This is a genomic window from Methanosarcina baltica, from assembly GCF_055394095.1.
In genome coordinates this window covers 597,944-624,166 of record NZ_AP042463.1, presented here as the reverse complement: position 1 = coordinate 624,166, position 26,223 = coordinate 597,944, and the positions used below count along the sequence as shown (strand labels likewise).

20 protein-coding genes are annotated in these 26,223 nt (G+C 46.7%); 10 read left to right on the top strand and 10 right to left on the bottom strand.

The features are described 5' to 3' along the window. Positions 1 to 283: 283 nt before the first annotated feature. The 4 genes from ACZ5QV_RS02750 to ACZ5QV_RS02735 all read right to left on the bottom strand — a co-directional run bounded on the left by ACZ5QV_RS02750 (position 284) and on the right by ACZ5QV_RS02735 (position 4,554). Complete coding sequence (locus ACZ5QV_RS02750) at positions 284 to 1,147, bottom strand: tetrahydrofolate dehydrogenase/cyclohydrolase catalytic domain-containing protein (RefSeq protein ID WP_464601119.1); 864 nt, start codon at positions 1,145 to 1,147, stop codon at positions 284 to 286. Positions 1,148 to 1,266: 119 nt separating this feature from the next. Beyond that, positions 1,267 to 2,505, bottom strand: coding sequence for a bifunctional serine hydroxymethyltransferase/L-allo-threonine aldolase (gene glyA, locus ACZ5QV_RS02745; RefSeq protein ID WP_464601118.1), 1,239 nt, complete (start codon positions 2,503 to 2,505; stop codon positions 1,267 to 1,269). 307 nt (positions 2,506 to 2,812) lie between these two features. Further along, positions 2,813 to 3,421 carry a phosphoribosylglycinamide formyltransferase gene (purN, locus tag ACZ5QV_RS02740; RefSeq protein ID WP_464601117.1) on the bottom strand — a complete coding sequence of 203 codons (609 nt, stop codon included), beginning with the start codon at positions 3,419 to 3,421 and terminating at the stop codon, positions 2,813 to 2,815. 158 nt (positions 3,422 to 3,579) lie between these two features. Next, the gene (locus tag ACZ5QV_RS02735) at positions 3,580 to 4,554 is read right to left on the bottom strand and encodes a transcriptional regulator (protein ID WP_464601116.1); all 975 of its coding nucleotides are present in this window, start codon (positions 4,552 to 4,554) and stop codon (positions 3,580 to 3,582) included. 240 nt (positions 4,555 to 4,794) lie between these two features. Here ACZ5QV_RS02735 and ACZ5QV_RS02730 point away from each other — a divergent pair, with 240 nt between their 5' ends. Beyond that, a complete protein-coding gene (locus tag ACZ5QV_RS02730) occupies positions 4,795 to 6,099 on the top strand; it encodes a TiaS agmantine-binding domain-containing protein (RefSeq protein WP_464601115.1) in 1,305 nt (434 codons plus the stop codon). A gap of 140 nt (positions 6,100 to 6,239) precedes the next feature. Here the strand turns inward: ACZ5QV_RS02730 and ACZ5QV_RS02725 are convergent, their stop codons facing one another. Then, positions 6,240 to 10,082, bottom strand: coding sequence for a right-handed parallel beta-helix repeat-containing protein (locus tag ACZ5QV_RS02725; RefSeq protein WP_464601114.1), 3,843 nt, complete (start codon positions 10,080 to 10,082; stop codon positions 6,240 to 6,242). Positions 10,083 to 10,665: 583 nt separating this feature from the next. Beyond that, positions 10,666 to 11,451 (bottom strand): NAD+ synthase, encoded by a 786-nt coding sequence (locus ACZ5QV_RS02720; RefSeq protein WP_464602012.1) that lies wholly within the window; start codon positions 11,449 to 11,451, stop codon positions 10,666 to 10,668. 360 nt (positions 11,452 to 11,811) lie between these two features. On the opposite strand from ACZ5QV_RS02720, the gene ACZ5QV_RS02715 reads away from it, so the two are divergent. Both ACZ5QV_RS02715 and ACZ5QV_RS02710 read left to right on the top strand, forming a co-directional pair. Further along, a complete protein-coding gene (locus tag ACZ5QV_RS02715) occupies positions 11,812 to 14,133 on the top strand; it encodes a CDC48 family AAA ATPase (RefSeq protein ID WP_464601113.1) in 2,322 nt (773 codons plus the stop codon). Positions 14,134 to 14,669: 536 nt separating this feature from the next. After that, positions 14,670 to 14,921 carry a PRC-barrel domain-containing protein gene (locus ACZ5QV_RS02710; RefSeq protein ID WP_464601112.1) on the top strand — a complete coding sequence of 84 codons (252 nt, stop codon included), beginning with the start codon at positions 14,670 to 14,672 and terminating at the stop codon, positions 14,919 to 14,921. A gap of 244 nt (positions 14,922 to 15,165) precedes the next feature. Here the strand turns inward: ACZ5QV_RS02710 and ACZ5QV_RS02705 are convergent, their stop codons facing one another. Together ACZ5QV_RS02705 and radA are read right to left on the bottom strand one after the other, a co-directional pair. Then, the gene (locus ACZ5QV_RS02705; protein ID WP_464601111.1) at positions 15,166 to 15,846 is read right to left on the bottom strand and encodes a phosphoglycolate phosphatase; all 681 of its coding nucleotides are present in this window, start codon (positions 15,844 to 15,846) and stop codon (positions 15,166 to 15,168) included. 65 nt (positions 15,847 to 15,911) lie between these two features. Then, positions 15,912 to 16,889: a DNA repair and recombination protein RadA gene (gene radA, locus ACZ5QV_RS02700; protein ID WP_464601110.1), complete on the bottom strand. Its 978-nt coding sequence runs from the start codon at positions 16,887 to 16,889 to the stop codon at positions 15,912 to 15,914. A gap of 363 nt (positions 16,890 to 17,252) precedes the next feature. Here radA and ACZ5QV_RS02695 point away from each other — a divergent pair, with 363 nt between their 5' ends. Beyond that, complete coding sequence (locus ACZ5QV_RS02695; protein ID WP_464601109.1) at positions 17,253 to 17,738, top strand: phosphopantetheine adenylyltransferase; 486 nt, start codon at positions 17,253 to 17,255, stop codon at positions 17,736 to 17,738. 78 nt (positions 17,739 to 17,816) lie between these two features. Here ACZ5QV_RS02695 and ACZ5QV_RS02690 read toward each other — a convergent pair whose 3' ends face one another. Both ACZ5QV_RS02690 and ACZ5QV_RS02685 read right to left on the bottom strand, forming a co-directional pair. Continuing rightward, on the bottom strand, positions 17,817 to 18,605 hold the full coding sequence (locus tag ACZ5QV_RS02690) for a C15orf41 family protein (RefSeq protein WP_464601108.1): 789 nt from the start codon (positions 18,603 to 18,605) through the stop codon (positions 17,817 to 17,819). A gap of 96 nt (positions 18,606 to 18,701) precedes the next feature. Further along, positions 18,702 to 19,367: a hypothetical protein gene (locus tag ACZ5QV_RS02685; RefSeq protein WP_464601107.1), complete on the bottom strand. Its 666-nt coding sequence runs from the start codon at positions 19,365 to 19,367 to the stop codon at positions 18,702 to 18,704. A gap of 647 nt (positions 19,368 to 20,014) precedes the next feature. Between ACZ5QV_RS02685 and ACZ5QV_RS02680 the strand changes: the two genes are divergently transcribed. The 6 genes from ACZ5QV_RS02680 (at position 20,015) to ACZ5QV_RS02655 (ending at position 26,190) form a co-directional block, all read left to right on the top strand. Further along, complete coding sequence (locus ACZ5QV_RS02680; RefSeq protein WP_464601106.1) at positions 20,015 to 20,293, top strand: hypothetical protein; 279 nt, start codon at positions 20,015 to 20,017, stop codon at positions 20,291 to 20,293. Between the two features lie 6 nt (positions 20,294 to 20,299). Next, positions 20,300 to 20,695: a molybdopterin-dependent oxidoreductase gene (locus ACZ5QV_RS02675; RefSeq protein ID WP_464601105.1), complete on the top strand. Its 396-nt coding sequence runs from the start codon at positions 20,300 to 20,302 to the stop codon at positions 20,693 to 20,695. Between the two features lie 190 nt (positions 20,696 to 20,885). Then, positions 20,886 to 21,827 (top strand): phosphotransferase, encoded by a 942-nt coding sequence (locus ACZ5QV_RS02670; RefSeq protein ID WP_464602011.1) that lies wholly within the window; start codon positions 20,886 to 20,888, stop codon positions 21,825 to 21,827. A gap of 62 nt (positions 21,828 to 21,889) precedes the next feature. Next, positions 21,890 to 22,630: an HAD family hydrolase gene (locus ACZ5QV_RS02665; RefSeq protein ID WP_464601104.1), complete on the top strand. Its 741-nt coding sequence runs from the start codon at positions 21,890 to 21,892 to the stop codon at positions 22,628 to 22,630. Positions 22,631 to 22,842: 212 nt separating this feature from the next. Next, a complete protein-coding gene (locus ACZ5QV_RS02660; RefSeq protein ID WP_464601103.1) occupies positions 22,843 to 25,458 on the top strand; it encodes a valine--tRNA ligase in 2,616 nt (871 codons plus the stop codon). A gap of 363 nt (positions 25,459 to 25,821) precedes the next feature. Next, positions 25,822 to 26,190, top strand: coding sequence for a DsrE family protein (locus ACZ5QV_RS02655; RefSeq protein WP_464601102.1), 369 nt, complete (start codon positions 25,822 to 25,824; stop codon positions 26,188 to 26,190). Positions 26,191 to 26,223: the final 33 nt, after the last annotated feature.

The following is a 26,223-nucleotide window of genomic DNA, read 5'->3' as shown; positions in this document are numbered from 1 at the left end:
AAAGATATTTCTTCAAAAAACAGATACAATAGGCTTTTTAAATGTAATTTAGAACTTAGGCCTTACAAATATTTTTTTTAACGGATCTTCCTTGCCACTGATTTTTGTGGCAAATCAAGGCAAAAATAGCTCTTCTTTGAAAGCTGAGTAAAAATATTGATATATGTAATTGACTATCACAAAAAGGAAAGAAAAATGAACGAAAAGAGGGTTTGGGGCCAAAAAGAGGAATTTTTCTTAAATTATTCCTCTCTTTTTCCCTTAAAAAAATCAATCTCCTGAATCAAAGTGTCTTCTTTGCACATTCCAGGACGTGCTGCATGAGCATGGCTATGGTCATAGGCCCGACCCCTCCGGGGACCGGAGTTAGGAGAGAGGCTTTCAGGATGACATTTTCAAAGTCCACGTCTCCGTAAACCCCGCCTTCTTCCGCGGTAATACCTACATCGAAGATCACGGCCCCTTCCTTTACCATGTTGGCCTTTATCAGGTGCTTGACCCCTACCGCCACGACCAGAATGTCAGCCCCGAGGGTGTACTTCTTCAGGTCATCGGTGTAGACGTGACAGACCGAAACAGTCGCGTTCCTGTTCAGGAGCATGGCGGCCATGGGCTTGCCCACGACGTTGCTGTGCCCGACAATAACCACGTTTTTGCCCTGAATGGAGACCTCATACTCTTCGAGAGCCCGGATAACCCCATGGGGGGTGCAGGGTACGGGTCCCTCGTTTCCTATAAGGTGCTGGCCCATGTTGTATGGGTGAAACCCGTCCGCATCCTTAGTAGGGTCAATAGCCTCCATGGCGCTCTCCGGGGAAAGCTGTCCCGGCAGGGGAAGCTGAAGTAAAATCCCGTGCACGGCCTCGTTTTTGTTCAGGCTGTCGATCAGGCCGAGCAGTTCTTCCTGGCTTGCGTCCGCAGGCAGCAGGTGGTCTTCCGCTTTAATACCCACTCTGTCACAGGCCCTGTGTTTTAGACGGACGTACATTTTGGAAGCCGGATCATCTCCGACAAGGATGGTGGAAAGGCTGGGAGTAATCCCGTGCTCATTTTGCAGGGCTTCTACTCCCGCTTTCACTTCGGCTTCCACTTTTTGTGCAAGAGCTTTACCATCTATTATCCTGGATTCGTTGCCTTCAACTGACATGAATTAGGTTCGACCTCTGGATTCTAATGCCTTCTAAATTCTAATGCTTTCTAAATTTTATGATTTTTGGGTTTTCGCTTGCTTACAGGGCCTGCCGTAGCACATAACACCCATTGCAATTAGCTGTAAACCGGGAACTGGGCGCAGAATTCCTTTACCCTGCCGCTGATTTTTGCAAGGGCGCTCTCGTCGCCTGCATTCTTAATTGCGGTTTCGATATAATCAGCTATAATTTCCATTTCCTTTTCCTTCATGCCTCTGGTGGTGCAGGAAGGCGTCCCGAGCCTGACTCCGCTTGTCACGAAGGGGCTCCTGGTCTCGAAGGGTATGGTATTTTTGTTGGCAATGACGCCTGCTTTGCTTAAAGCGGCTTCGGCATCCTTGCCGGTGATGTCCAGATTGTTCAGGTTTACAAGCATCAGGTGATTATCGGTTCCGCCGGAAACAAGGGAAAAACCTTTTTCCATCAGGCAGCCAGCAAGTGCACTTGCGTTCTTCACGGTCTGGACCTGGTCCTGCTTGAACTTCTCGCTCATGGCTTCCTTGAATGCAACGGCCTTGGCGGCAATAATGTGCATCAGAGGCCCGCCCTGAAGTCCGGGGAAGACTGCCTTGTTCACTTTGGTGGCAAGTACCTCATCGTTCGTAAGGATCATTCCGCCTCTCGGGCCACGGAGAGTCTTGTGGGTGGTGGTGGTCACAAAGTCCGCGTAAGGGACAGGACTCTGGTGCACTCCTCCAACCACAAGCCCTGCGATATGGGCAATGTCCGCGAGAAGGTAGGCTCCAACTTCATCAGCGATTTCCCTGAACTGCTTGAAATCAAGCTCTCTCGGGTATGCGGAAGCCCCACAAACGATCATTTGCGGCTTGTTTTCCTTTGCGATCTGCAGGAGTTCGGAATAATCAAGCATCTCGGTTTCCTTGTTGACCCCATAAGGCACGATATTGTAAAGCTGGCCGGAGAAACTCACATGGCTACCGTGGGAAAGGTGCCCGCCGTGGGTGAGGTCCATGGACATGATAGTGTTCCCGGGCTTGAGCACCGAGAAGTAAACCGCCATGTTGGAGCCTGAACCGGAGTGGGGCTGGACGTTTACGAACTTTGCCCCGAAAATTTCCTTTGCCCTGGAAATAGCGAGGTCTTCCGCGACATCAACAAAATCGCAGCCGCCGTAATAGCGCTTGCCCGAGTAACCTTCGGCGTACTTGTTTGTCATGACCGAGCCCTGGGCTTCCATAACGGCCCTGCTCGCATAGTTCTCAGAAGCAATAAGGTTCAGCTTGTACTCTTGGCGCTCGGCTTCGTTCTTGATTGCTTCGGCCAGTTCCGGATCGATCTCTGATATATAAGACATGAATTTCACCTGAATAATCAATTTCATTTAATGTTATTCAAAATAATGAGTTTTTTACGGGGTTTATTAATGGGTTTTTTAAGGAATTATCTGAATTTTAAAGATAATCTGAATTTTAAGGGATAATCTGAATTTTAAGGGATAATCTGAATTTTAAGGATAATTTGAATTTTAAAGATAATCTGAATTTTTAGGATAATCTGGATCGCTAATTATCAATAATTTCTGGAAGTAACCGGAAGTCTGGAATAGTTATTCTGAAAAAGGTGTCTTAATGTTTTCTCAGGGTATTGAAACCCCTTTCTTTTTAGTCCTGGACTATTACTTCCCTGTCCTGGATTTTAAGTTTACCCTCCACGAAGAGTCTGACAGCTTCCGGATAAATGATATGTTCCTGTTCAAGAATGCGGGCCGAAAGGGTTTCTTCCGTGTCGTCCTGGAGCACAGCTACGCATTTCTGGAGGATAATCGGCCCGGAATCGAGACCTTCGTCCACAAAATGCATTGTACAGCCTGCGACCTTTGCCCCGTACTCGAGGACCTGTCTCTGGGCATGCAGGCCTTTGAATGCCGGGAGCAGGGATGGGTGGATATTTAAAATTCTGTTCCTGTATGTCTCGATGATCTCGCTTCCGAGGATCCGGAAATAGCCCGCAAGCAGGACGAGGTCCGTATTGTGGCTATCAAGCAACTTTATGACTTCCCTGTCATATTCGGGCTTGCCGTAACTTTTCGGGTCGAGAAATACAGCATTAATCCCGTGTTTTCTGGCACGTTCCAGGGCATAGGCCTCGGCTTTGCTGGAGATGACCACATTGATCTTAGCATCCTTAATGTGGCCATTTTCAACATTATCGATAATAGCCTGAAGGTTCGAGCCCCGCCCGGAGACCAATACCGCAATGTTCACTGTCATCGCTGCCCCTAACGAGACAGTTATATATTATACTTTTGGAAATTCGTTTCCGAAATATACATCATTGGAGAAGGGAATGTGGACCCGGGGCGCTTGCTCCGGCGGATGAAGGGAAGCCCTAAAAAACAGGCCTGAATGCAAAAGGAGGGGAGGACAGTTCACTCTCCCATTTTTCGTTCCTTGATGAAGGTACGCAGGTCATCCGGGTCGCTCATTTTCCGCAGGTCATTTTTCTCGATCAGGACCGTACTTTCCACGGATTTGAGCTTGCAGTGGCCGGTGATAATGAAAACCGACTGACTCTCCGTAACCTCGGAGATGCTGCTCATAAGGTGGGCCCGTTTGACCACTGTTGTGTTAAATTCGCTGACTCCCGTAAGGATTACGGAAGATTTGTCTTTTGAAATTGCCTTGAAGGGGGCCTGTAACGTGGGGAGAACATCGTAGCCAAGTATGGAAATCAGGTTAAGCACCGAATCCTCGGGAAGGGAAGGCCTGGGCTGTTCGGGAGCTTCCTTTCTGCCGCCTGGCTCTTTTCTGGACTTCCTGTTTACCGGAGGGTTCAGGATGTCGATGGGCCTGGCAAGCTCGATCCCAAAGATTTCTTCAAGCTGGATCACCACGTCAATGGATGCGTCCATCCCTTCTTCCTCATACTTGCTGATGGTCCTTCGGGAAACTCCAACCATTGAAGCAAGGGTTCCGAGAGACATGGCCTCCTTTGTCCTGGCTTCTTTGAGGGTGTCTCCTTCCATCGAGACATAAAGCCCTCCGGGGGCCGCCCCCACAAGAGGAGGGACGTCTTCAACAAAATAGTCATAGAGAGTCTGTACACTAAGGGCAAGGATATCGTAGCGCATATACACCACGCTATCTTCGAGCATCTGGTTCCTTGTTTTGGCTCCAATCACAATAGCCGAACCTCCCAAAAACTCGGCGAGGTACTTCATTTCCCTCGCGGTGCCTTCGTTAAGGCCGTCAATATTAAACAGGACCTTACAAAGTAGGAGGTCTTCCCCCTTTCTTGCAGCAATGTCAAAACTCCGCGGCCGGATATTGCAGCGCTCGGATACAACAAAACCCGCATGTGACAATACATCAATAATTTGATGTATGAGAATCTCTTTTGTCATTGCAATAGTACACTCTGTTTGATCATCTATATATATATTACTCAATTGTTTTTATTATTTACAGGTGAAATAAATAGCGGGAAGGGCAAAATAATACCCTGTACATATTTGAATAGATAAAAATGGTTAGATGGGACATGAACGAAAAAATTAAGGAAAAACCGGGAAGAAAAACCGAAAGAAAGAACGAAGGAAAACCCGGAAAGTAAAACGAAGGAAAAACCGGAAGGCCAAAAAAAAATGATTATCGGAATCGATGATACGGACTCAAACGAAGGGATGTGTACCACCTATCTCGGAGCACTCCTCTTAGATGAGCTGCGGGCATACGGGACTGTTGCAGAAGAACCTGTTCTGGTCCGTCTGAACCCCACAATCCCCTACAAGACCAGGGGAAACGCAGCTATTGCACTCAGGGTGGAGACCGAATGCCCCGACAAAGTCATGGAACACGTCCTTGAGAGGGTGGAGACTTTTGCACATTTCGAATGTGAAAAAACAAATCCAGGAGTGGTTTTCGTGCCTGAAAAGGACTTTGAGCACCTGGTGGAGCCTCTCTGGGCCTTTTTGGGCCGGGCAATAAGGGATGTCTTAAGTATAGAAGAGGCAAAGACCCTGATTTCTGACTTTAAAATCCCCTTTAAAGGTTACAAGAACGGTCGGGGCCTTATCGGAGCCCTTGCTGCCTGCGGGGCCATGCTGAACCTTGAAAAGTGGGACCATACCTTTGAATACCTGACCTACAGGGAAAAGAGTCGATTGAGTCCTTTCTCTCCCCGGAAGGTCGAGAAGGAATGCCTCTATGAAGCCGACAGGGCCACCTACCCCCGCACCTGGGACACCGTGGATTACGCAAACGGGATGCCGGTCTGCGTCCCCCATTCCTTTGACCCCGTGCTCTTTGGGATCCGGGGAGAAAGTGTCGAAGCTGTCAACCAGGCCGTGGCAAGGGTCAGGGCGGAACCTGCGGAACGTTTCTGTGTGTACAGGACAAACCAGGGTACGGACATGCACCTGCTGGCCGCAGAAAGTATAGAGGAGATCAAGGATATGCGCTCGTACAAACTGGAAGGTACAGTCTCAGGGATTCCAAAAACAATCGAAGGGGGGCACGTAATCTTTTCCGTCCGGGACGAAAAAGGGGACGAACTTGATTGCGCCGCTTTTGAGCCTACCAAAAATTTCAGGGGCCTTGTCAGGAAACTTATCCCCGGAGACCGGGTCCTGCTATCCGGAAGCGTAAAAACCCGGACCCTCAATATTGAAAAACTCGAAATCAGGGAACTGGCCCCTTTTTATGAGGAAGAAAACCCGAAATGCCCGGGCTGCGGAAAACACATGAAATCTGCGGGCAGGGGACAGGGCTTCAGGTGCAGGAACTGCGGGACTTCTGCCAGTTCAAAGGTCCGCTTTGAGCGAGAAAGGGGTATTTTGCCCGGAATATATGAAGTTCCTCCCTGTGCCAGAAGGCACCTCGCAAAACCGCTTGTAAGGGAAATTGCTTTTCTGAAAGGTTCCGGATGTGGGATTTTCCCGAGCCGTTGAGTGTTCGGGGTCAAGAGAGAAAGGAGTGGAAGTAAGGGCCCCCTTCCCTCTATTTCTCTCCGTTTCTCTTTGTTTCTCTCCGTTTCTCTTTGTTTCTCTCTGTTTGTGCTTCAGGCCTTTTCCCCTTTATTGTCCGGATTTCACTTTTCTCTTCTGAAGTACATCATGTATTTTATAAATAATATCAACAATGCCGCTATTAGCAAAAGGATTCCTGCGTTGGTAGCGGAGAAAATGGAGTTCTTTTCCTTGACTTCATTGCTGGAGGCAGGGGAAAATTCCTCGTTTTTGAGCATTGGGGTAAGCTCCAGTGACCCACCATCGCTTACTTCATTACTCTGATCCTCTGCCCCACTCATGCGCGCCCTCAGAGCTGCCAATACTCTGTAATAGTTCGTGGGCCCATCGTCTTTTGAACCTGTATCACCTTTTGGACTATTTTTCAAGACCTCGATAGTAGTATAGTTCCAGCCCCGGTTGCCTGCAGCATCTTCTGCAAGGAGGGTGATATTGTAAAACCCTTCTTCCAAATTTAAGGTTTTATTAAATATTCCTCCATTGGAGTTATTAAAACCAGACTCGCTATTCAAACCGGTCTGGTTGATGATATTATAACTGAAATTGCAGGACTCACTGAGCGACACATTCAGGTAAACAGTATAGTTTGATTTTCCATCTTCGATTTCGAACTCACTCCCATTTACGGGGGAGATTATGGTAATTAGGGGGTCTTTCGTATCTGTGGTGAAATTACAGGCGCTCGCATTCAGGTTTTTGTTAAAGTCTTTTCCGTACACCTTAAGCCTGTGTTTCCCGTCTAGGGTATCGAGGGTAGATAGGGCCGAGAGATTATTACTTATATTGAAAGTTAACTTTCCGGAACTGTCCAGGACGTACCACCATTCCGAAATATTTTTGTTTGCTGAAGCATTGAGAGGGATGGATGAGTTTGGATATGCCTTCTCTTCAGGGGATATTATTGTAACTAGCGGGAGTGTCCCGTCTCCGGATGTAGTGTTCACGCTGAAGTTCACAATGGTCGAATTGTTGTTTCCTGCAAGGTCTTCGGCCTGGATTTCAATAGTGTGATCTTCGTTCGAAAGGTTCGTAAGAAGGGCGTCGGCCCAACAAGGGGCAAATTCTGAGAAATTCTTGAAACCTTCTTTATCAAGCTTATATTCCCAGCTTTTGACTTTCTCATTTGAGTGAACAAAGATCATGAGAGTATCAGAGGAATAACTCCATCCCTCTTCCGGAGAAATGACCTCAAGTACGGGAGGCAGGGTATCTACTTTGAAATTCACGGAGCTTGAATTCAGGTTCCCGGCAAGGTCGCGTCCCCAAACACTGACTAAGTGCCCTCCATCAGAAGCCGACATAAAGGTAGAAGCGTTAAAGTCCCTGTTATTATTGAAACTCAGGTTGCTGGAATTGTCAAGGACGTACCACCAGTCTCGAATACTTTCGTTTGCCGAGGCTTCTAGGTGTATGCTGGATTTATTGTATGTTATGTTTACCGGAGAGCTTATGGTGATAATGGGGGGACAGTCCTCAGGTTTTTTGAGTTCAACCTCGAAACACACGGCTGTTGAGTTCAGGTTTCCGGCAAAATCAACCCCGTATCCTTCCAGAGTGTAGGTCCCGTTTCCAAGGTCGATGGAATCGTTTGCCGTATGCATAGTACTCAGGTTAAATTCAAAAGCTTCGGAATCATCAAGGGTGTACCACCATCTGGAGATATTTTCAGTTGATGAGGTATATACATGAATCGACCGTATCGAATAACTTTCGTTCAGGGGGGAGAGGATATTGATAGTCGGGGGAACCGTATCTTCAGGCTTTTTTATCACGATGGTGAAATTCACAGGTTTTGAATTTATATTCCCGGCAAGGTCAACCCCGTACACCCTTATGGTATGTGAGCCGTTGGCAAGTTTAAGAGAAGCTTGGGCGGTAAAGTTCCTGGTTACTTTAAATTCACAAAGCTCCAGGTTGTCAAGTTCGTACCACCAATCCTGAATGCTTTCGTTTGCCGAAGCATAAAGGGAAAGATTGCCTGTGGTGTAAGTCCTGTTTTCTTCGGGGGTCATTATGCTTATTAGGGGTGCGGATTTGTCTGCATCAGCCTCTTTATCGACAGTGAATATCACTTCTGTCGAGTTCGAGTTGTCGGAAAGGTCAGTTCCGGATACTATTAAGGTGTGAGGTCCATTTGACAGGTTGAGAAGGCTTTCTGCCGTAAGAGGTGAATTTCTGGTAAAAGAACCTTCCTTGTTGTCGATTGTATATTTCCACTCCTTAAGCTCCTCGTTTGCATAAGCATAAATCGGGATCGAAATTATGGAATAGGTAATTTCTCTGGGGGTCCTCACGGTGATTACCGGAGGAACAACGTCATCGAAAAGGGGTAGTTTATCTGTGATATTACCTGATTCATACCAGCTGTCTCCGAATCCGTCTCCATCCGAATCGTTGCCCGTGTAATCTGACCAGTAATTTCCTCCAAAAGAAGGACCATCGTAGATGTTCTTCTTGCCTTTGATTTTAATTATGGAAATGTTCCAGGTATTCTTGCTGTTGTTATCCTGGTTGTCGTCTTCCGCATTTTTCGTGTTGTTGAATATGTTATTGTAAATCAGGTTATTCCTGGAATTTTCAAGGGAAAGCCCGCATTCGGAGTTAAACATTACAAAACTATCATTGAGGGTATTATTGCTGGATGAGGAGAAAATAATCCCGTGTTCATTAAAGGATATATTATTGGCCCTAAAGAGACTGGATGTTGTAAACCGGAACAACAGCCCTTTTGAATTCCCAAAGGCCTGGTTTCCTTTCAGGGTATTCCTGCTACATGCACCATCGAGTTTGATGCCTTCCGAGTTGTCGGATACGTTGTTCCCCTCAAGTAAGTTGTCGGAGCTGGCATCCAGGAAGACCCCCTCCATTATGTTCCAGGAAGCCATGTTCGAAAGCAGGGTAGTATTATCGCAGGCTTCCACGTAAATCCCTCTGCTGTTGTTTGATAGTCCGTTGCCATAGAGGGTGTTGTAAGAAGAACGGCTGAGATAAAATCCGTATAGATTTCCAAGAGCTGTGTTGTTTTTCAAGGAATTGTTTTCACATGAGGACTTCAGGTAGTATGCGTAGTGGCTGTCAGATGCGTTGTTTTTAATGAGGGTGTTATTGTTGCAGGAATGGCTGAGATAAAACCCATACTGGGCCTTCCTTACGGTGTTGTTTTCAAGAACGTTCCCACTGCATTCTTCTTCGAGCCTTACACTAATTGAATTATTTACAAATGAATTGGACACGAGGGTATTGTTGCTACATGAATTTTCAAGCCAAAGGGCCCTGAAATTATCAGAAAAGTTGTTTTCACTCAGGTTGTTATTATTGCAGGAGTCCCTGAGAAGCAAACCTTCCTCGCAACCTTTGATAGTGTTTTGCTCCAGGGAATTATTGTTACAGGAATTTTTCAGAGAAACTCCAAAATCCGCGCCATAAATAGTGTTATTTTCCAGTGTGCAGTTACTTCCTGCTTCAAGGGTAATTCCGATAAAAGAGGTATTTATGGTGTTGTCTTTGAGAATAAGCCCGTTTTTTCCCTGGCTCTGAATGCCGGTTCCGAAATCGGGCCCGCTTATGTTAAATCCGCATATTGTGACATTATCAGCGAGAATGGTAATATCAGGAGATGTTGGGTCCAGGGGTTTAAGAACAACATTTGAACCCTCAGCCGTCTTAAGGGTAAGGCCTGAAATGGGAATCCGAATGTTTTCGGTATATGTGCCCCCGTACACAAGGATTGTGCTCTCATTTGATAAATTGTTTATAGCATCCTTAATTGTGCTAAAATTTCCGCATTCATCAGAACCCGTAACATTTAGCACGGCTGCAGAACTCAGTCCTGTGCTCAGGGAGAGTATAAAGAAAAAGACAACAAGCAGAATCATTATATTTAAAAGTTTATTTTTTTTACTCATAATGCCACCACACACCATTTTCTGTTCTTCTATTTGTGAAAACTTTGTTTATGTTAAAACATCAGTTATATTTCCTATTTAATTTCCTATGTGCACATCAGATCAAAAACATTGAATCTGTTCTCATGAAACTGAAAATAATGGTTTTGTTAAGCTATATACTAAATGCATTTATTGTATATGTTGCATTGATACTTAAATCATTAATTATGTTATTTAATATGTGTATATTTCAAAGATTCATATTGTAAAGATCAAATAAACATTATATAAGGGTCCATCGCAAGCAAATAAAGGTAATACATCTTTTTTTAATATAAATGTTATATGTAATCTATATATATATCTTTTTTTAATGTTTAATAAATATATAATTGTTTATCCCTCGTCCTGAGCATAAAAAAGAATATAACAATAAAACATTAGAGATATAATATAAACGTGTGCCTAAAAAATATAAAAAAAGTATATATAAAAAATAGGGAAGATTTTTCAATATGTCTCAGCAGGATTCCCCCTTCCTCAGCATTTTCCGTATTTACCGGGAATAACAGATAGGGGCAGCTGACAAGGATATAATTGTTTAATTTAGGTGAGCCGTGGGAGGCCCCTCCCTTTTATGCATATTCTTTTGGATACGCTGCTGGATTGAGTGGATTTGCTCTTTCGAAATTCCTATTTTTTTTGCAATATCTTCAGGGCTCTGCTCTTCTTCGAGCAGCCTGAGCACTTTGTCCAGCGTTTCATAGGGCATCCCGAGGTCAGCCTCATCGGTCTGCCCGCTCCAGAGCCCGGCCGAGGGTTTTTTGTTTATGATTGATTTGGGGACCCCCAGTTTGCGGGCAAGTTCCCAGACCTCGGTCTTGTAAAGCTCCCCAATGGGTTCAAGGTCAACGCCCCCGTCTCCGTACTTTGTATAGTAACCGATCAAAATCTCGGTTTTGTTTCCCGTGCCCAGTACCAGCCTGTTCAGGTGGTTTGCGTGGAAATAAAGGGCTGACATCCTGACTCTGGCCTTCAGGTTCCCCTTCGCAAGCCTGTCCGCGGCTTCGCTTTCCGGGAAGGCGGCCAGAAAGGCTTCGAGAATTTTGGAGATGTCAATTGTCTGATACTCAATCCCGAGCCATTCCGCAAGGGCTTTTGAGTCCTCGCTGTCGGCCTCTGGGGTCATCCCGGCTTCAGGGAGGTGGATTCCCAGAACGTTTTCAGGACCCAGGGCCTGAACGGCGAGGGTCGCGATAAGAGCGGAGTCTATGCCCCCGCTGATTCCCACGACTGCTCCGGAAACTCCGGCTTCTTTTGCTTTCTGGCGAATAAATTTTATAATTGTTTGTTTTGCCTTTTCAAGATCCATGGTATCAAAATCCAGATGAAGTGGTGCAGGGATGCTACCTGCTTGTATTTAATAGTACAAATTCTTATTTCCGAGAAAAATTGATTTTCTTTGGCATAACTCTCTTTAGCATAAAGAGAATACTGTCAGGGCCGGAGTTCAAGGTCCCTGAACCCCCAATGGTCTCTGGGGGAAGAGGGGTTGTGAAAGGGATATATAAGGTTTCACTGATGTATTACCCCGCATACAATTATTATTTTAATGATAATAGGCATTTAACATAAAGGGAAGTTAATTCGGGGCTTCATAGGCCCTAAAAAATCATAAAGTAATTTGCAGTAATTCAAAAATTATCAAAAATTACAATCAAAAAGATAACCGTTTTTGGGATGACCCATGAAAGAAATACAGCTTAAGGTTGAAAAGGCATATCCGATAGATCTGGGGAGAGGGATTATAAGGCTTGATCCGGCCACGCTTTTGAAGCTCCAGCTTTCTCCAGGAGATATCGTGGAGATTACAGGCAAGAAAAAGACTACTGCGAAGGTCTGGAGGGCTGATCGCCAGGACTGGGAACAGGGCATTGTGAGGATCGATAATTTTATCCGGAAGAACGCGGGCGTCTCTATAGGGGAAAGGATTGCCATTAAAAAGATCGAGGTCCCGGAAGCGGAGAAAATTATCCTTGCTCTGCCCGAGGGCATAATCGAGGGAGGGTGCCTGGAACTGCATTTCGGAGAACACGCAAATGAAATCATAAAGCGTCACATTCTTAAAAGGCCCGTGTACAGGGGGGACGTTATCCCAATAATCAACACAATGTCCCAGCCCATGAAGGAATCCATGACCACAGGGCAGGTAATCCCGCTGATTGCCGTGGAAACCGTGCCTGTAAACGTCATCGTCCTTATAACCGATGCGACCCAGGTCGAACTCCGGAAAAAACCAGTACAGGGGTACGAAACCGTGGCCAGGGGAGTCACCTATGAGGACATAGGAGGCCTGGGGGATGAAATTGTTCGGGTCAGGGAAATGATCGAGCTTCCCATGAAGCACCCCGAACTCTTCCTGCACCTGAACATCGAGCCCCCGAAAGGGGTTATCCTCTACGGCCCCCCGGGTACGGGAAAGACCCTTATCGCAAAGGCGGTTGCAAGCGAGTCCGGGGCCAGTTTCCATTACATAGCAGGCCCTGAGATTGTGGGAAAGTTCTATGGGGAGAGTGAGGAAAGGCTCCGAAAGATCTTTGAGGAGGCAACCCAGGATGCCCCGTCGGTCATCTTCATAGACGAGATAGACTCCATTGCCCCGAAACGTGAAAACGTTACAGGGGAAGTGGAAAGAAGGGTGGTCGCCCAGCTCCTGACCCTTATGGACGGGATGGAAGAGCGGGGACAGGTAGTGGTTATAGCGGCCACGAACCGCCTGGATGCAATCGACCCCGCTCTCCGGAGACCGGGGCGTTTTGATAGGGAAATCAATATAGGAGTCCCGGATACGAAGGACAGGTACGAGATCATGCAGATCCATACCCGGGGTATGCCTATTGAAAAGGAAGAAGGAGAAGATGAAGAAGAGGCCATAGTTTCCGAACCTGCGGAAGCTGAAATGAAGGAGGGACAAAAGCTTAAAGTTGACAGGTTCCTGATGGACCTTTCAGAGCGGACCCAGGGCTTTGTGGGTGCGGACCTCCTGGCTCTTGTCCAGGAAGCTGCCATGCTCTGTCTGCGGGAAAACATGCCTGACCTGAATCTGGAGGAGGTAATCCCTCATGAAAGGCTGGAAAAAATCATTGTCAGCAAAAAGAATTTTGAAGATGCCCTCATGGAAATAGAGCCTTCGGCCCTCAGGGAAATCTTTGTTGAGATGCCAACTGTCCATTGGGATGACGTGGGAGGCCTGGGCGAAGCGAAAGAGGCGATTATCGAGTCCGTGGAATGGCCAATCAAAAACCCGCAGAAGTTTATTGAAATGGGGATCAAGGCCCCCAAGGGAATCCTGCTCTTTGGCCCTCCGGGGACGGGAAAAACCCTGATTGCCCAGGCTGTGGCCAGGGAAAGCAATGCAAATTTCATAAGTATCAAGGGCCCGGAGATATTTTCAAAATGGCTCGGGGAATCGGAAAAGGCCATCAGGGAGACTTTTAAGAAAGCGAGACAGGTTTCTCCCTGTGTGATCTTCTTTGATGAGATTGATTCCATTGCGGCCATGCAGAGCGGGGATTCCGACAGTAGGACTTCCGAAAGGGTCCTGAACCAGGTCCTTTCCGAGATGGACGGACTTGAAAGCCTCAAGGACGTGGTCGTAATCGCCGCAACGAACCGGCCAAACATCCTGGACCCGGCAATCGTCAGGCCTGGGCGTTTTGACAGGCTGGTCTATGTGGGGGCCCCGAACCGTAAGGGAAGGATTAGCATCTTCAAAATCCACTCGAAGGGTATCCCGCTTGCGGAGGACGTGGACCTCGAAAGGCTCGCGGATGATACCGAAGGGTATGTGGGAGCCGATATAGAGGCCGTGTGCAGGGAAGCTGTAATGATTGCCCTTCGGGAAGACTTCAATATAGAGAAAATAGATATGCAGTACTTCAGGAAGGCCCTCAAGAAGGTCAAACCCACGATAAACGAACAGATTGCTCAGTTCTACGAAAAGATAGAAGAGCAGTTCAAGGGAGGCCAGAGGCCCGCTGATACAAGTGCTTATATAGGATACCGGTAAAAAATTAACAAAGTAGTTCCCGAAAACGGCTCTGCCGGGAAAGGCAATCGAGAAGTTTGGGGGAAGGGGCCGTTAACTGCCCTTTCCTGCTTTCCTTCGGAGTCGTGTTAAATCATAGATTTAACAGGAGTTTCTAATTTTCAATTAGAAACATCGAGGAAGTGGCTTCCTTCGAGTACTTGAATCATGCAGGCATTGGCCTAAAAACTCAATACCTCCTTCATCAAGCCTGTTTGTCGAAGATTACCCGCAAAGTACCGATAGCCTGTCCTCAGGGCATTTTGTTATAGAATTCTTGTGTTTTCACAATAACAAATAATATAACTTTCATCAATTCTTATTGATTTTTTTACCTGTAATACAGGTCAGGAATTCGATGAAATAGGATATATCTCAGGCTATCAATATACAATTCGTTAAACATAGAAGGCGGTAAAAATAAAATGACTTTCATCCCCCTTCCCCATTTTCCCGCCTGATAATTTTTATAGGGGAATTCCTTTTCCTTCATTATATTCGACGGAGGCGCGATACAAGTGTCAAAGAAATTTGCAAGAGAACTCCTCGCCAACAAACAGGTAATGGCTACCGATGGCACAGAGATAGGAACGTTAAGTAACATTATAATGGAAATCAAGGGTGGAAACCTGATAGACCTTATTGTTACTCCGAATGAAAATCTGGATACCTCCAGGTACAAAAAAGAAGATGAGTACATCCTGCTCCCCTTTGCTTCAGTAAGCGCGATCAAGGACTACATCATCATTGATAAAATGAAAATTCTGTAAAAAGTATTACTTAATCCCATTGGTGCAGATACACCGCCGGAACGGTGGGATAAGCCTGTGGATTGATGGAGGTTACTCTGGAGAACGAAGCAGGGGGGTCCCGTCCTCGATGTTTCTAATTGAAAATTAGAAACTCCTGTTGAACCTATGGTTTAACACGACAGTCGAAGGCTGACAGGTGGGGGTAGTATCTCATCATTGAAATGATGGGGATTAACTCTGTTTTTTTCCTAAAAAAATGTGGTCAGATCCAGCCCTTTGCTTCCAGAAACTCAAGGGCTTCGACCGCCCCGTCCCCGAAAGTTGCTGTGGTCACATGGTCGGCGGCTTTTATTATTTGTTCATCCCCGTTTGCAACGGCAATCCCGAAACCTGCGGCTTCGAGCATCTCCACGTCGTTCATGGAATCCCCGATTGCTACAAAGTCTTTGGGATCGAGCCCTATCATGGCCGCCAATTTTACCAGGCCGGTCCCCTTGTTGATTTTTCTGCTTTTGATGTGGATTGCGTATTTCGTATCAATGATTTCGACATCAAAAGACAGGGGCTCAAGCAGTTCTTTCGCTTTTTCTATATCGAAGTTTCTGCGGAGAGCAATCTCGGTTTTCCGGTAAAAAGGATCAAGTTTCGTAAGTTCAAAGTGTTCTGAAAGAAAAGTAAATGCCTTTTCGCACTCCTCAAGACTTTCTGCAAAAGAGACTGTGGCGTCGTACTGGACCGTGACAGCGCCTCCGTTTTCAGCGATTACGGTCCCGTTGAGGCCGATCAGTTTTGAGGCGGCCCTTGCATAACAGATGATATTTCCGGTCGCAAGGACCACGGGGATCTTCAGGCTCCTTATCTTCTCCACGGCTTTGAGGTGAAGTTCCCGTTTTTTACAGGTAATCGTCCCATCAATGTCCATGACAACAGCTTTGAACTTCATTGAGAGGGGAGAGGGGGCTCCCTATAAAAGGGTTCCCTGTTTTAATTTTTTGAGACTCGCCTGGCTCACGGGTCAATGATACCGGCGGTCGTAACAGCCACCACGGCTTCTCCTTCCGGCAGGTTGGGAGAGTCCACAAGCCGGATGATCCGCTTGTCTCCTTTGGACTTCCTGAGGTAGAGTCTGAAAGTCGCGGTGTGTCCCAGGATGTGCCCGCCTATGGGTCTTGTGGGGTCTCCGAAGAAGGCGTCGGGTTTTGACATGACCTGGTTCGTAACGACCACGCAGGAATTAAAGAGATCCCCGAAACGGAGCAGTGCGTGCAGGTGTTTGTTGAGTTTTTGCTGGCGGTCGGCAAGGGTTCCCCGGCCCACGTACTCGGCCCTGAAGTGGGCCATCAGAGAGTCCACGATCAGCAAACGGACCGGTTTTTCAGAGTCCTTAAGTTCGTTTGCAAGGTCCATTGCGGAGTCCACAAGTAGCATCTGGTGATTGGAATTGTAAGCCCTGGCAACGTGGATGTTTTGCAAAAACTCCTCGACGTCCAGTTCAAGCCCGTACTTTTCAGAAAGGCCTTCGACCATCTGGCTAATCCTTTCAGGCCTGAAGGTATTCTCGGTATCGATAATTATTACCGAGCCATTTAATCCGCCCTGTTCCCTTGGCATCTGGACGTTTACGGCTACCTGGTGGGCTACCTGGGTCTTTCCGGAACCAAACTCCCCGTAAAGTTCGGTAATGGACTGGGTCTCGAAGCCCCCTCCCATCATTTCGTTGAATTCCACACAGCCGGTGGAGAGTTTTCCCACAAGCTTCCTCCGTTCAAGCACGGTGTCTCCGGTCTCGAAGCCCCCTATGTCTGCGGCCTGGCGTGCCGCATTGATAATCTTTGCGGCTGTTGCTTCCCCAATTTCCGCCGTGTTTGCAAGTTCGGAAGGGGAGGCGACAGCAACGGCCTCAATGGTGTTAAATCCGGCTTCTTTGAGTTTTTCTGCAGTTGCAGGGCCAACTCCGGGCAAATCTTCAAGTAATATTTCAGTCATCAATAGGCAACTCCATTACAATGCACATGTTTATCAAAGGTGCATATACGTTGTTGGCCTATTGACCTGAACGTATATATAGCTAAAGTAAGCGTGGTGAAAGTATTCAAGGGGAGAATTGTAAAATATATCTGGATGTATTTCGAGCTTTCTGTTTCATATTAGAGAATATGTTCGAATGAAGTTTCCGAAGATTTTTCTGGTTAATGTTCCGTGAATTTTCTGGTTTATGTTCCTGTGAATTTTTTGATTACTGTCACGTTGAATTTTTTGTATTATGTGAAACTGCAAAAAAGGCAGGTATCTTCCTAAAGTTTAGGAAAAAACCAAAAACTTCTTTTTAGTGGATGCCTATTTCCCATCATGCCAAAGGTTGCCGTAGGCGGAACGTTTCAGTATCTGCATGATGGACATGAGGTACTTGTAATAAAAGCATTCGAGATAGCAAAAGGTGAGAAGGTCTATATAGGACTCACATCGGACGAGATGATTAACAAAAATCATAAAGCCCATGCTTATGAATGCCGAAAAACCAAACTTATTGAATTCCTCGAAAATTTGGATATCCCTGATAAAAATTATATTATCTCAAAACTGAACGACCCTTACGGCCCCACCCTCGATGGAGATTTCGACTATATCGTGGTCTCTCCTGAGACCTATCCCGTGGCCCTGAAAATCAACCGCTTGCGGGAAGAAAAAGGCCTTACTCCTTTGAAAATCGCAAGGGTTGAATACGTAATGGCCGAGGACGGAATCCCAATTTCTTCCACCAGAATCGCAGAAGGGAAAATTGACGGGCACGGCAGGCTTAAAGAGAAAGGGGACCGGGGTGAGGGCCCGGAATAAATCGAGAATTTGTGGAAGAAGGGGTGGGGGAGGGAAAGGGCCCTCTCAGCTCCCACTCAATGAATTTGTTTTAATTTCTCACCAGTAAACCAGGTAATTCAGGAGCTCATCGACCTCTTCCTGGCATTCTGCAAAAAAGCTGTGGTCCTTTATAAGGTAGGTCTCCGAGGCTAGGCCTTCCAGAAAGCCGTACCAGTACACTACCATCCCTTCCCCGAAAAGTTTGGAATATTCGTTAAACTGCTTATTCATGTAGTGTCTGTGCTCGCTTTCGTCTCCGAAAAGAGCCTTGCTCTCAATCCACTTGACCTCTAACCCCTCAATAGAAAGGGGCTCTTTCAAAACAAAGTCCGGAGTCTTTCCTTCTCCGTTTTCCCGGAGTTCGGCTTCGGTTAAATAGGCAATTTCATGCTTATCCAGCCATTTCCCTATAATTTCTTCCCCCATGTCCCCTTTCAGGACCTGCATGGCGTGGGCCCGTGGGGAAAAGAAATAATCAGCATTCAAAGCTTTTTTTACCTCTCGCCTCAGGCGTTCACTCTGGATCTGTTCCGGGTTTCGGAAGAGCAGGTTAGTGATCTTTTTGGAAAACCCGTATTTTTTCATGATCAGCGAGGCCATAAGGGTGGGGGGGAAATGGGACCTGCGGGCAAGTTCGAGGATGGACATGCCCGTTTTCCAGCGGAAAAACAGCTCTTCGTCTCTTCCGTGGATGCTTCTATGGCTGTTTCTCGCAAGTTTTACGACCTTCTGGTTAAGCAGCGTGGCCACCACGCCCGGAGGCTCGGAATATTCCTTCAAAAGCCGGAAGACATCCTCGAAACTCTGCAGTGATTTGTATATTTTATTGTATGTTGATCTGTCCATTGTCAATCATCAAAGGAATCCGAAATTAAATCCGGAATTATTCGGCTACATGATTTTTCTGGTGAAATATGAAGAATTCTTCAACTCCAGAATTCTTCAACTCCAGAACTCTTCTTCAGATGCATCAGGCAGGTCAAGTTCCATAATTTTATTGATTTTCCTGCGCTTTTCCTGCTCTTTATCAGGCTCTGTGACAGAACTGATAATTGTGGTATGTATATCCTTGCTGACAACCCTTTCCTTAAATTGCGGAGGCTTTTTTACCGGTAACTCCTTTTTATCAGCAGGTGCTCCTTTTAAACGTGCCTTAGACCTTAAAGGAGTCTTTTCAGCTTCATTATATCTTATTGCTTCTCCGATTCTTCCTGATTCTTCAGGCTTTAATCCTTCATCAGGTCTTACAGTTTCCCAGGCCCTTAATTTTCCATTATGGGATTCTTCGGAGGCCTCACCTGTATGTTTACTTACAGGGAATTCCGGCCAGGGTTTGAACTTTCGTCTCTTCTTTTCCGCAGGGTTTTCACCCTTTTCATCTTTCACAGGAACTGTTTGTTTTCCAGGGTCCGGCTGTTTCCGAAGCTTCTTGAAAGTTTCTTCGGCGTAATTATCCTCAAAATAAGCTTTACCGGCCCCGATCTTACCTGTTGACCGGTAGCCCACCAGGCACAGAGGTTCCTGTGTTCGCCATTCAACGCAATAGAGGTGACATTCTCTTCCTTTGCATGGCTTATCATCAAGGGGACAAACATCAGGGAGTGACATACTAATACATAGATGTGCAGTCTATAAATAATACTTGACGGTCAGCAACTCAAGTTAAAACCGGGGGCTTCCTGCTCTTCTTCCCGAGTTCCGCTTCCCGAGTTCCACTACCCGAGTTCCGCTTCGGGAGCACGGGGTCCGTTTCGCTCGCTGCGCGAGCTCAAGCGGATTTTTTTCGGGGTCGGTTTTTTCATTCAAATTGACTGAAAACTGTAAATTCCTTTGTTATTTTTTATATATACAATAAAGGGTCGTGTCCTTGAGTCGTAGATTAAATCTAATAAAACAAGCACATTCCCCGTGTTTAGGAAAAATGCATAGAGATTCTTATGCTTATGGTTGTCAGTAACTCACGGACACGACCATTTTTTTTTAGTGGAGAAAACACGGGGAAACATGGGGAAACGTGGGGAAAAAATTAGCACGCTATCGTTTTCCTCTTATTTTTTCTCTTTCCTGTGATCTTTCCAGGCTTGAAGCTCCAGACCTGCCGGAGATCACCAAGCGCATAACTATTAAAACAATGAAAATCAGTAATCTAACTATGATTTTGTTTCAAGTCTGTGGTGGAATAGCTTTATTTGCGGGTATAATTCTTTTTTGTACTGCTATACGTAATCTTTTAACTCATGAAAAGAATTAATGTAGTGAGTTACACACTACTGACCAGGCAAAAAACCTTTTTTGGTTTTCAAACTGGCGATACAGTCAAGGCGGTTGTACCCAAAGGCAAGTACAAAGGGACATGGTTTGGTTCCGTTGCTTGTAGAAAATCGGGTAGTTTCGACATCAAAAACAAAGAGGGGAAAAGGATCTCTATTAATAAAAAATACTTCAAAGTATTACAGAGGACAGATGGTTATGAATATTCGACAGAGAAGTGCGGCATTCCTCCCGGCGCTAAAGCAACCGGGCTCCCTGCCTGAATTTTTGTGGACCTGGACTGTGTGGAGGGCTGGGGTTTTACAGCAAAATGGACCGGGATCAGGCTTGCGGACCTTTTTGAGGGGGTGGGAGTGGGAGATGAGGGCCGGGAAAATGTGACCACGGTCATATTTTACAGTGCGGATGGCTATTCTACAGCCCTTGAACTTGACTACCTGCTTGAAAATGACATAATCCTTGCCTACGAACTCAACGACGTTACCCTGCCCCCAGACCGGGGCTTTCCTCTACAGCTCGTGGCCGAGGGGAAATACGGTTACAAGTGGGCAAAATGGATTACCGGAATCGAATTGACTGATTCCCCTTACAGGGGGTACTGGGAAGAAAGAGGTTATAATAACAGGGCCAATGTGGGAGGGCCGGCTTTTGAAAGCAGGGGGTAAGAACTGGATACTCTCCCTATAAAACAACAACTTCGTATCTGGCAGTAATGCCTGTAAAGTTAAATAAGAATCAGTCCAATATGTACCTCAAGAAAATATATTTAAGGATGACGGGAGTGCGGAGGGTCGGGAAAGCCCCTCATTTGCAGGGGGAATATTCCCGGGTCCGATAGTGTGGGGGGAAATACATCTGGCGCAATATCATGTGAATACCCTGGGACCGGGGGACCCTTTCAGGGACTGGCTTGTAGAGACACTCGGGAAGAGGATTCACAATAAACACTGTGAAGTGCTTGTCTTCAAATATAGTTCGGCTTCCCATACCGTTTGCAGGTATTCCTTTAAAGGAGAGCAGTTCAGTGTAATCGCGAAATTTTTTGCTGAACCAACAGGCCAGTTGAGGGAATATAACCCGTATAAAGCCATGATGAACGAATACGGAAACCTGAAAAAAGCGGCTTCAGTGATCGATGTCGCAAGGCCCCTCGCTGTAAACAGGCATTTCCACTGCGCCCTGGTAACGGAATACATTCCCGGAAAATCTCTTTCCTGGTATTTCAAGCACGAAGACCAGCTTTATGATAAATTGGGGGCCGTTGCCGGGCTGCTCCGCAGACTGCATACTCACACTCCTTCTTCTTATGACAAAACAAAGGAGTTTTCAAATTATCATAAAGCTCTGGACCATCTCCGGCTTGAGTCTGAAACCCGGGAAACCTTCAACCACCTGCTTGGGAAATGGTGGAACAGTTCCCTCATTGACCGGGACTGCGGCTGTATGGTTCATAGAGATGTACATCCTGCCAACTACATATTCTGTAAAGGCAAACCTTACGCTCTTGACTTTGAGAGTTCCTGGCACCAGGGAAACCCGGTCCGGGACCTGGGGATTCTTTCTGCGGAACTTAAGAATTATTTTGAATTGCATAAAGGGGGAGACCGGGGGGCTGAACCCTATATAGGACATTTTCTCTGGGAATACTGTAAAAATGAGACGGAATTTCGGCAGATTACAGAGGTCCTGCCCTTCTACATGAGTGTGGGTTTACTCCGTATTGCCAGGCTGCACAGAAGCAAACACTGGGATTATCTTATCAATGAAGCAATAGCGTGTTTAAAAGCAGTCCGATGAGTAATTTGAGAAAGTAATGTATTCAGATACAGGGGGAATAATTTATAGGCACAGACGATCCGATGGAAGGGGCAGAAAGAGGCGTAGGGAAGCTTATTCCCTTCCCTCTGGAAACGGGAAGTGAGGAAGAGCTTACTTTTGAGACCTGCCAGATAAAGGGGATTATTTTTGACTGTTATATGACCCTTATAGATATTAATACCGATGAACACAGCCATGAGACCTATGAGATGATAAGCCACTGGCTGTCTTATCAGGGGGTAATAATAAAACCGGAAAAACTGCGGGATTCCTATATGCTCAAAATCAGGGAAAAGATGGACGAATCCTTGGAAATATACCCGGAGGTGAGGGTTGAAGAAATCTTTGCCGAGATCTGCAGGGAAAATGCGATCTGGAGAGTAAATGAAAAAAGGCTCGGGGTCGAGACGGCCAGGGTCTTTCGGGCAGCTTCCATCCGCAAACTCAGGCCCTTCCCGCAGAGTATAAAATTAATTGAACGTTGCATCAACATCCCGAAGTGCATAATCTCAAACGGGCAGCGGGTCTTTTCCGAGCTTGAACTACGCTTCCTTGGGTTTTATGACTATTTCGATTTTGTAATCTTTTCCTCGGACGTAGGGTACAAGAAACCGGATCTCCGGCTTTTTATGACCGCTCTTGAAAAACTGGGCCTGGAATACGAGCCAAAGTCCGTCCTGTCTATCGGGGATTCCTATGAAAATGAGATCAAACCCGCCAAAAAACTGGGGATGTGCACCATGAATATCGAGGAGGCCTGGGACATATTTGGGTTGAGATGATCAATTAGTTCATTCATTTTTTTCTTTTTTCCTTTTTTCCTTTTTCCTTTTTTCCTTTTTTTCCTTTTTCCTTTCGGTTCCGTTCTGCTTGTTTTTACTCATGGGAACTAAATTCATTTTCGGCCCCAAACCAGATATATTTAAATAATCGCAAGCATTCTAAAACCCCACGAAATTCTTATACTATTTCCTTATCATCGGAGTGCTTTTTTATGACCGAAATGGAAATTCCAAAAGAATATAACGCAACTGAAGTTGAGGAAAAATGGATGTCCTCCTGGGACCTCTCCATGTACCACTTCAACTGGGGAGAAGACCCCCGTCCCCAGTATATAATAGATACCCCTCCACCATACCCCACAGGGAACTTCCACATCGGAAATGCCCTTAATTGGTGCTACATTGACTTCATGGCTCGCTACAAGAGGATGCGTGGCTATAATGTGATGTTTCCCCAGGGTTGGGACTGCCACGGGTTACCTACGGAAGTCAAGGTGGAAGAGACTCACGGAATTACGAAAAACCAGGTCCCACGGGCCGAGTTTCGGAAGATGTGCAGGGAGATGACCCTGGGTAACATTGATAAGATGCGCCAGACCATGCTGCACCTTGGCTTTTCCGTGGACTGGAGCAACGAATTCGTGACTATGGAGCCCGAGTACTTCGTAAAAACCCAGAAATCTTTCGTAAAAATGTACCAGAAAGACCGGGTCTATCACGAAGAACACCCGGTAAACTGGTGCCCCCGCTGTGAAACCGCAATCGCCTTTGCGGAAGTCGAGTACGAGGCTCGGCAGACAAAACTGAACTTCGTCCACTTTGATAAGGTAGACATCGCAACCACCAGGCCCGAACTCATGGCAGCCTGCGTGGCCGTGGCCGTAAACCCGGAAGACGTGCGCTATAAGGAATACGTCGGACAGACCATCAAAGTTCCCCTTTTCGGGCAGGAAGTCCCCTTAATCGCGGACGAAGACGTGGAAATCGAATTCGGGACCGGGGCCGTTATGATCTGTACCTTCGGGGACAAGCAGGACGTGCGCTGGTGGGTCAAGTATGGACTGCCCCTCATAAAGGCCATTGACAGGGAAGGAAAAATGACAAACGCGGCTGGCAAATATGAGGGCATGAGCCTCAAAGAGTGCAGGGAAGCCGTCATATCCGACCTTGAGGCCGGAAGTTTCCTCTACGACCAGAAACCCCTCGACCAGAACGTCGGGCTCTGCTGGCGCTGTTCCACTCCGATCGAAATCCTTTCTGAGCCCCAGTGGTTCGTCAAGATCGACCCCGAAGGCATTCTGGAAAAGGCCAACGAGATCAAATGGCTTCCGGAATACATGAAGGTCAGGCTCGAGAACTGGACCGGGACCATGGAATGGGACTGGTGCATTTCCAGGCAGCGGATCTTTGCAACCCCGATTCCCATCTGGTACTGCAAGCACTGCGGGGAAATAATGATCGCAGAGGAAGCCTGGCTTCCCATAGACCCGAACGAGGAGGGTCCGAAGAAGGCCTGCACGTGCGGTTCCACCGAGTTTGAGCCTGAAACCGACGTGCTTGATACCTGGATGGACTCCTCCCTTACAGCCCTGCACGTCACAGGCTGGGAGAGCGAACACGAGCTCCGCCTGCCTGCCCAGCTCCGCCCTCAGGGACACGACATCATCAGGACCTGGGCTTTCTACACGATTCTCAGGACCCACATCCTCGAAGGAAAAAGACCCTGGGACTCCATCATGATCAACGGGATGGTGCTCGGGCCCGATGGGCATAAGATGAGCAAGTCCCTCGGAAACGTTATTTCCCCCGAGGAAGTGACAGTCGATTACAGTGCTGATGCTTTCAGGCAGTGGGGGGCCGTTGGCGGATCCACGGGCTCGGACATTATGTTCAGATGGAAGGAAGTTGTCGCAGCTTCCAGGTTCCTCCAGAAGATGTGGAGCATTTACCGCTTTTCCATGTCCCACCTGAAAGACTTCGGGCCGGAAGATGCCGGGAACTTCTCCACAGATTCCCTGTTGCCTATTGACAGGTGGCTCCTGAGCAAACTGAACAGGCTAGTTCGGGCCACAACCGAGGACATGGACAACTGCCAGTTCGATTCCACCTTCAAGGCCATTCGCGGGTTTGCCTGGGAGGTTCTTGCGGACAACTATCTGGAACTTGTGAAAAACAGGCTTTATGGAGACGAGCCTGAAGGAAAGCAGGCCGCTCGTTATGTGCTCTTCAGGACGGTTGATACCCTCACCCGTCTGCTTGCCCCCTTCCTGCCCTTCTTCTCCGAAGAAATGTACTCCCGAAGCGGAAACGGAAGTGGAAGCGTGCACACCCAGGCCTGGCCCGAGGTTGAGGAAAGCCTTATCAGTAAGGAAGCCGAGGCCGCGGGAGAACTTATCAAGGACATAACAGGTAACATCCGCCGCTACAAGGCCGACCATGGCCTGGCCCTCAATGCCCCCCTGAAAAAAATAGAGGTCTACAACGTGGATATCGATATAGGGGACATTGCGGGAGCCACAAATGCCAATGTCGAACTCATGGAAGGGGTTCCAACCTTCGAATATGTGCCTGTTGAGGTCAAACCCAATATGGGCATTCTGGGCCCCAGGTTCAGAAAAGAAGCCGGAGCTGTTGTAAATGCCCTCAAGGCAGAAGCCCCTGCAGCAATCGAGGCCCAGGCGATCTCCGGAAAGATTTCAATAAACGTTTCCGGAGAAACCGTCGAACTCGAAGCCGAGGCCGTTGAGATAAAGAAAGAAGTCATATCCGGTGGACGGGAAGTCGATGTGCTGGATATCAGCGGCGCAGTCGTTGTGATCGTCAGGTAAACGGCCCGATTAAAAAGACTACCAGTTTAAAAAGGCGGGCCGGGAAAAATGAGAGGTCGGAAGCAAAAAGCGGGATGAATCAACTCTGGGGAAAAGTTGAACCCTGTCCGGGCTTCCGGCCTCACTTCCTTAAATTAGTTATGATTCCAAAAAGGCCAATATATTTTTAAAAGATTCGTGGGATATTTTTATACATTAACACATATTTTTTACTTTAAAACACTCCCGGTTTTAAACAACTCCTTCCGAATGTGATTTTTGGAACAATCTCTTTTTAAAAAGTAAAACTGTTTCGGAATGTGAACATTTATATACATCAAAGTAATCTGTTTCAGAAAAGTACTATTTCACTATGGGGTTTTTATGACAAAAGTCGAAAAAGTATTACTGCTGCTCAAAAACATGGTGTATGAAAGCACCAGTCCGCAGGAGACTCTTAAATTTGCAAAGTATTACCGGAGTAAGGAGCTGGACGTACTTGTCATCCTCTGGGGGCCCATGGGAGTGTTACTGGCAAAGAAGGACAAATGCAGAGGTTCACCAAAATATGATGCCATGATGCAGGAATGCATTGATCTGGGGGTGGAGTTTAAATGCTGCCAGCTAGCATCGGATATGATGGGTTTGAAAGAGGATGAACTCATTCCCGGAATCGGGTTTATCCATTCCAAAGACATAGCAGAGCTTTTCCTTAAGTACTGTGAGGAAAACCAGTTAATCATTAACTTATGAATTTCAACATCTTTCAGAGGCTCGGTTGAGCCC

What these genes read in the sequence shown, in the direction of transcription:
- ACZ5QV_RS02725 (WP_464601114.1), bottom strand. Translation starts at nt 10,082, where the DNA reads ATGAGTAAAAAAAATAAACTTTTAAATATAATGATTCTGCTTGTTGTC.
- radA (WP_464601110.1), bottom strand. Translation starts at nt 16,889, where the DNA reads ATGACTGAAATATTACTTGAAGATTTGCCCGGAGTTGGCCCTGCAACT.
- ACZ5QV_RS02735 (WP_464601116.1), bottom strand. Translation starts at nt 4,554, where the DNA reads ATGACAAAAGAGATTCTCATACATCAAATTATTGATGTATTGTCACAT.
- ACZ5QV_RS02665 (WP_464601104.1), top strand. Translation starts at nt 21,890, where the DNA reads ATGGAAGGGGCAGAAAGAGGCGTAGGGAAGCTTATTCCCTTCCCTCTG.
- ACZ5QV_RS02730 (WP_464601115.1), top strand. Translation starts at nt 4,795, where the DNA reads ATGATTATCGGAATCGATGATACGGACTCAAACGAAGGGATGTGTACC.
- ACZ5QV_RS02695 (WP_464601109.1), top strand. Translation starts at nt 17,253, where the DNA reads ATGCCAAAGGTTGCCGTAGGCGGAACGTTTCAGTATCTGCATGATGGA.
- ACZ5QV_RS02750 (WP_464601119.1), bottom strand. Translation starts at nt 1,147, where the DNA reads ATGTCAGTTGAAGGCAACGAATCCAGGATAATAGATGGTAAAGCTCTT.
- ACZ5QV_RS02685 (WP_464601107.1), bottom strand. Translation starts at nt 19,367, where the DNA reads ATGTCACTCCCTGATGTTTGTCCCCTTGATGATAAGCCATGCAAAGGA.
- ACZ5QV_RS02660 (WP_464601103.1), top strand. Translation starts at nt 22,843, where the DNA reads ATGACCGAAATGGAAATTCCAAAAGAATATAACGCAACTGAAGTTGAG.
- ACZ5QV_RS02705 (WP_464601111.1), bottom strand. Translation starts at nt 15,846, where the DNA reads ATGAAGTTCAAAGCTGTTGTCATGGACATTGATGGGACGATTACCTGT.
- ACZ5QV_RS02690 (WP_464601108.1), bottom strand. Translation starts at nt 18,605, where the DNA reads ATGGACAGATCAACATACAATAAAATATACAAATCACTGCAGAGTTTC.
- ACZ5QV_RS02715 (WP_464601113.1), top strand. Translation starts at nt 11,812, where the DNA reads ATGAAAGAAATACAGCTTAAGGTTGAAAAGGCATATCCGATAGATCTG.
- glyA (WP_464601118.1), bottom strand. Translation starts at nt 2,505, where the DNA reads ATGTCTTATATATCAGAGATCGATCCGGAACTGGCCGAAGCAATCAAG.
- ACZ5QV_RS02655 (WP_464601102.1), top strand. Translation starts at nt 25,822, where the DNA reads ATGACAAAAGTCGAAAAAGTATTACTGCTGCTCAAAAACATGGTGTAT.
- purN (WP_464601117.1), bottom strand. Translation starts at nt 3,421, where the DNA reads ATGACAGTGAACATTGCGGTATTGGTCTCCGGGCGGGGCTCGAACCTT.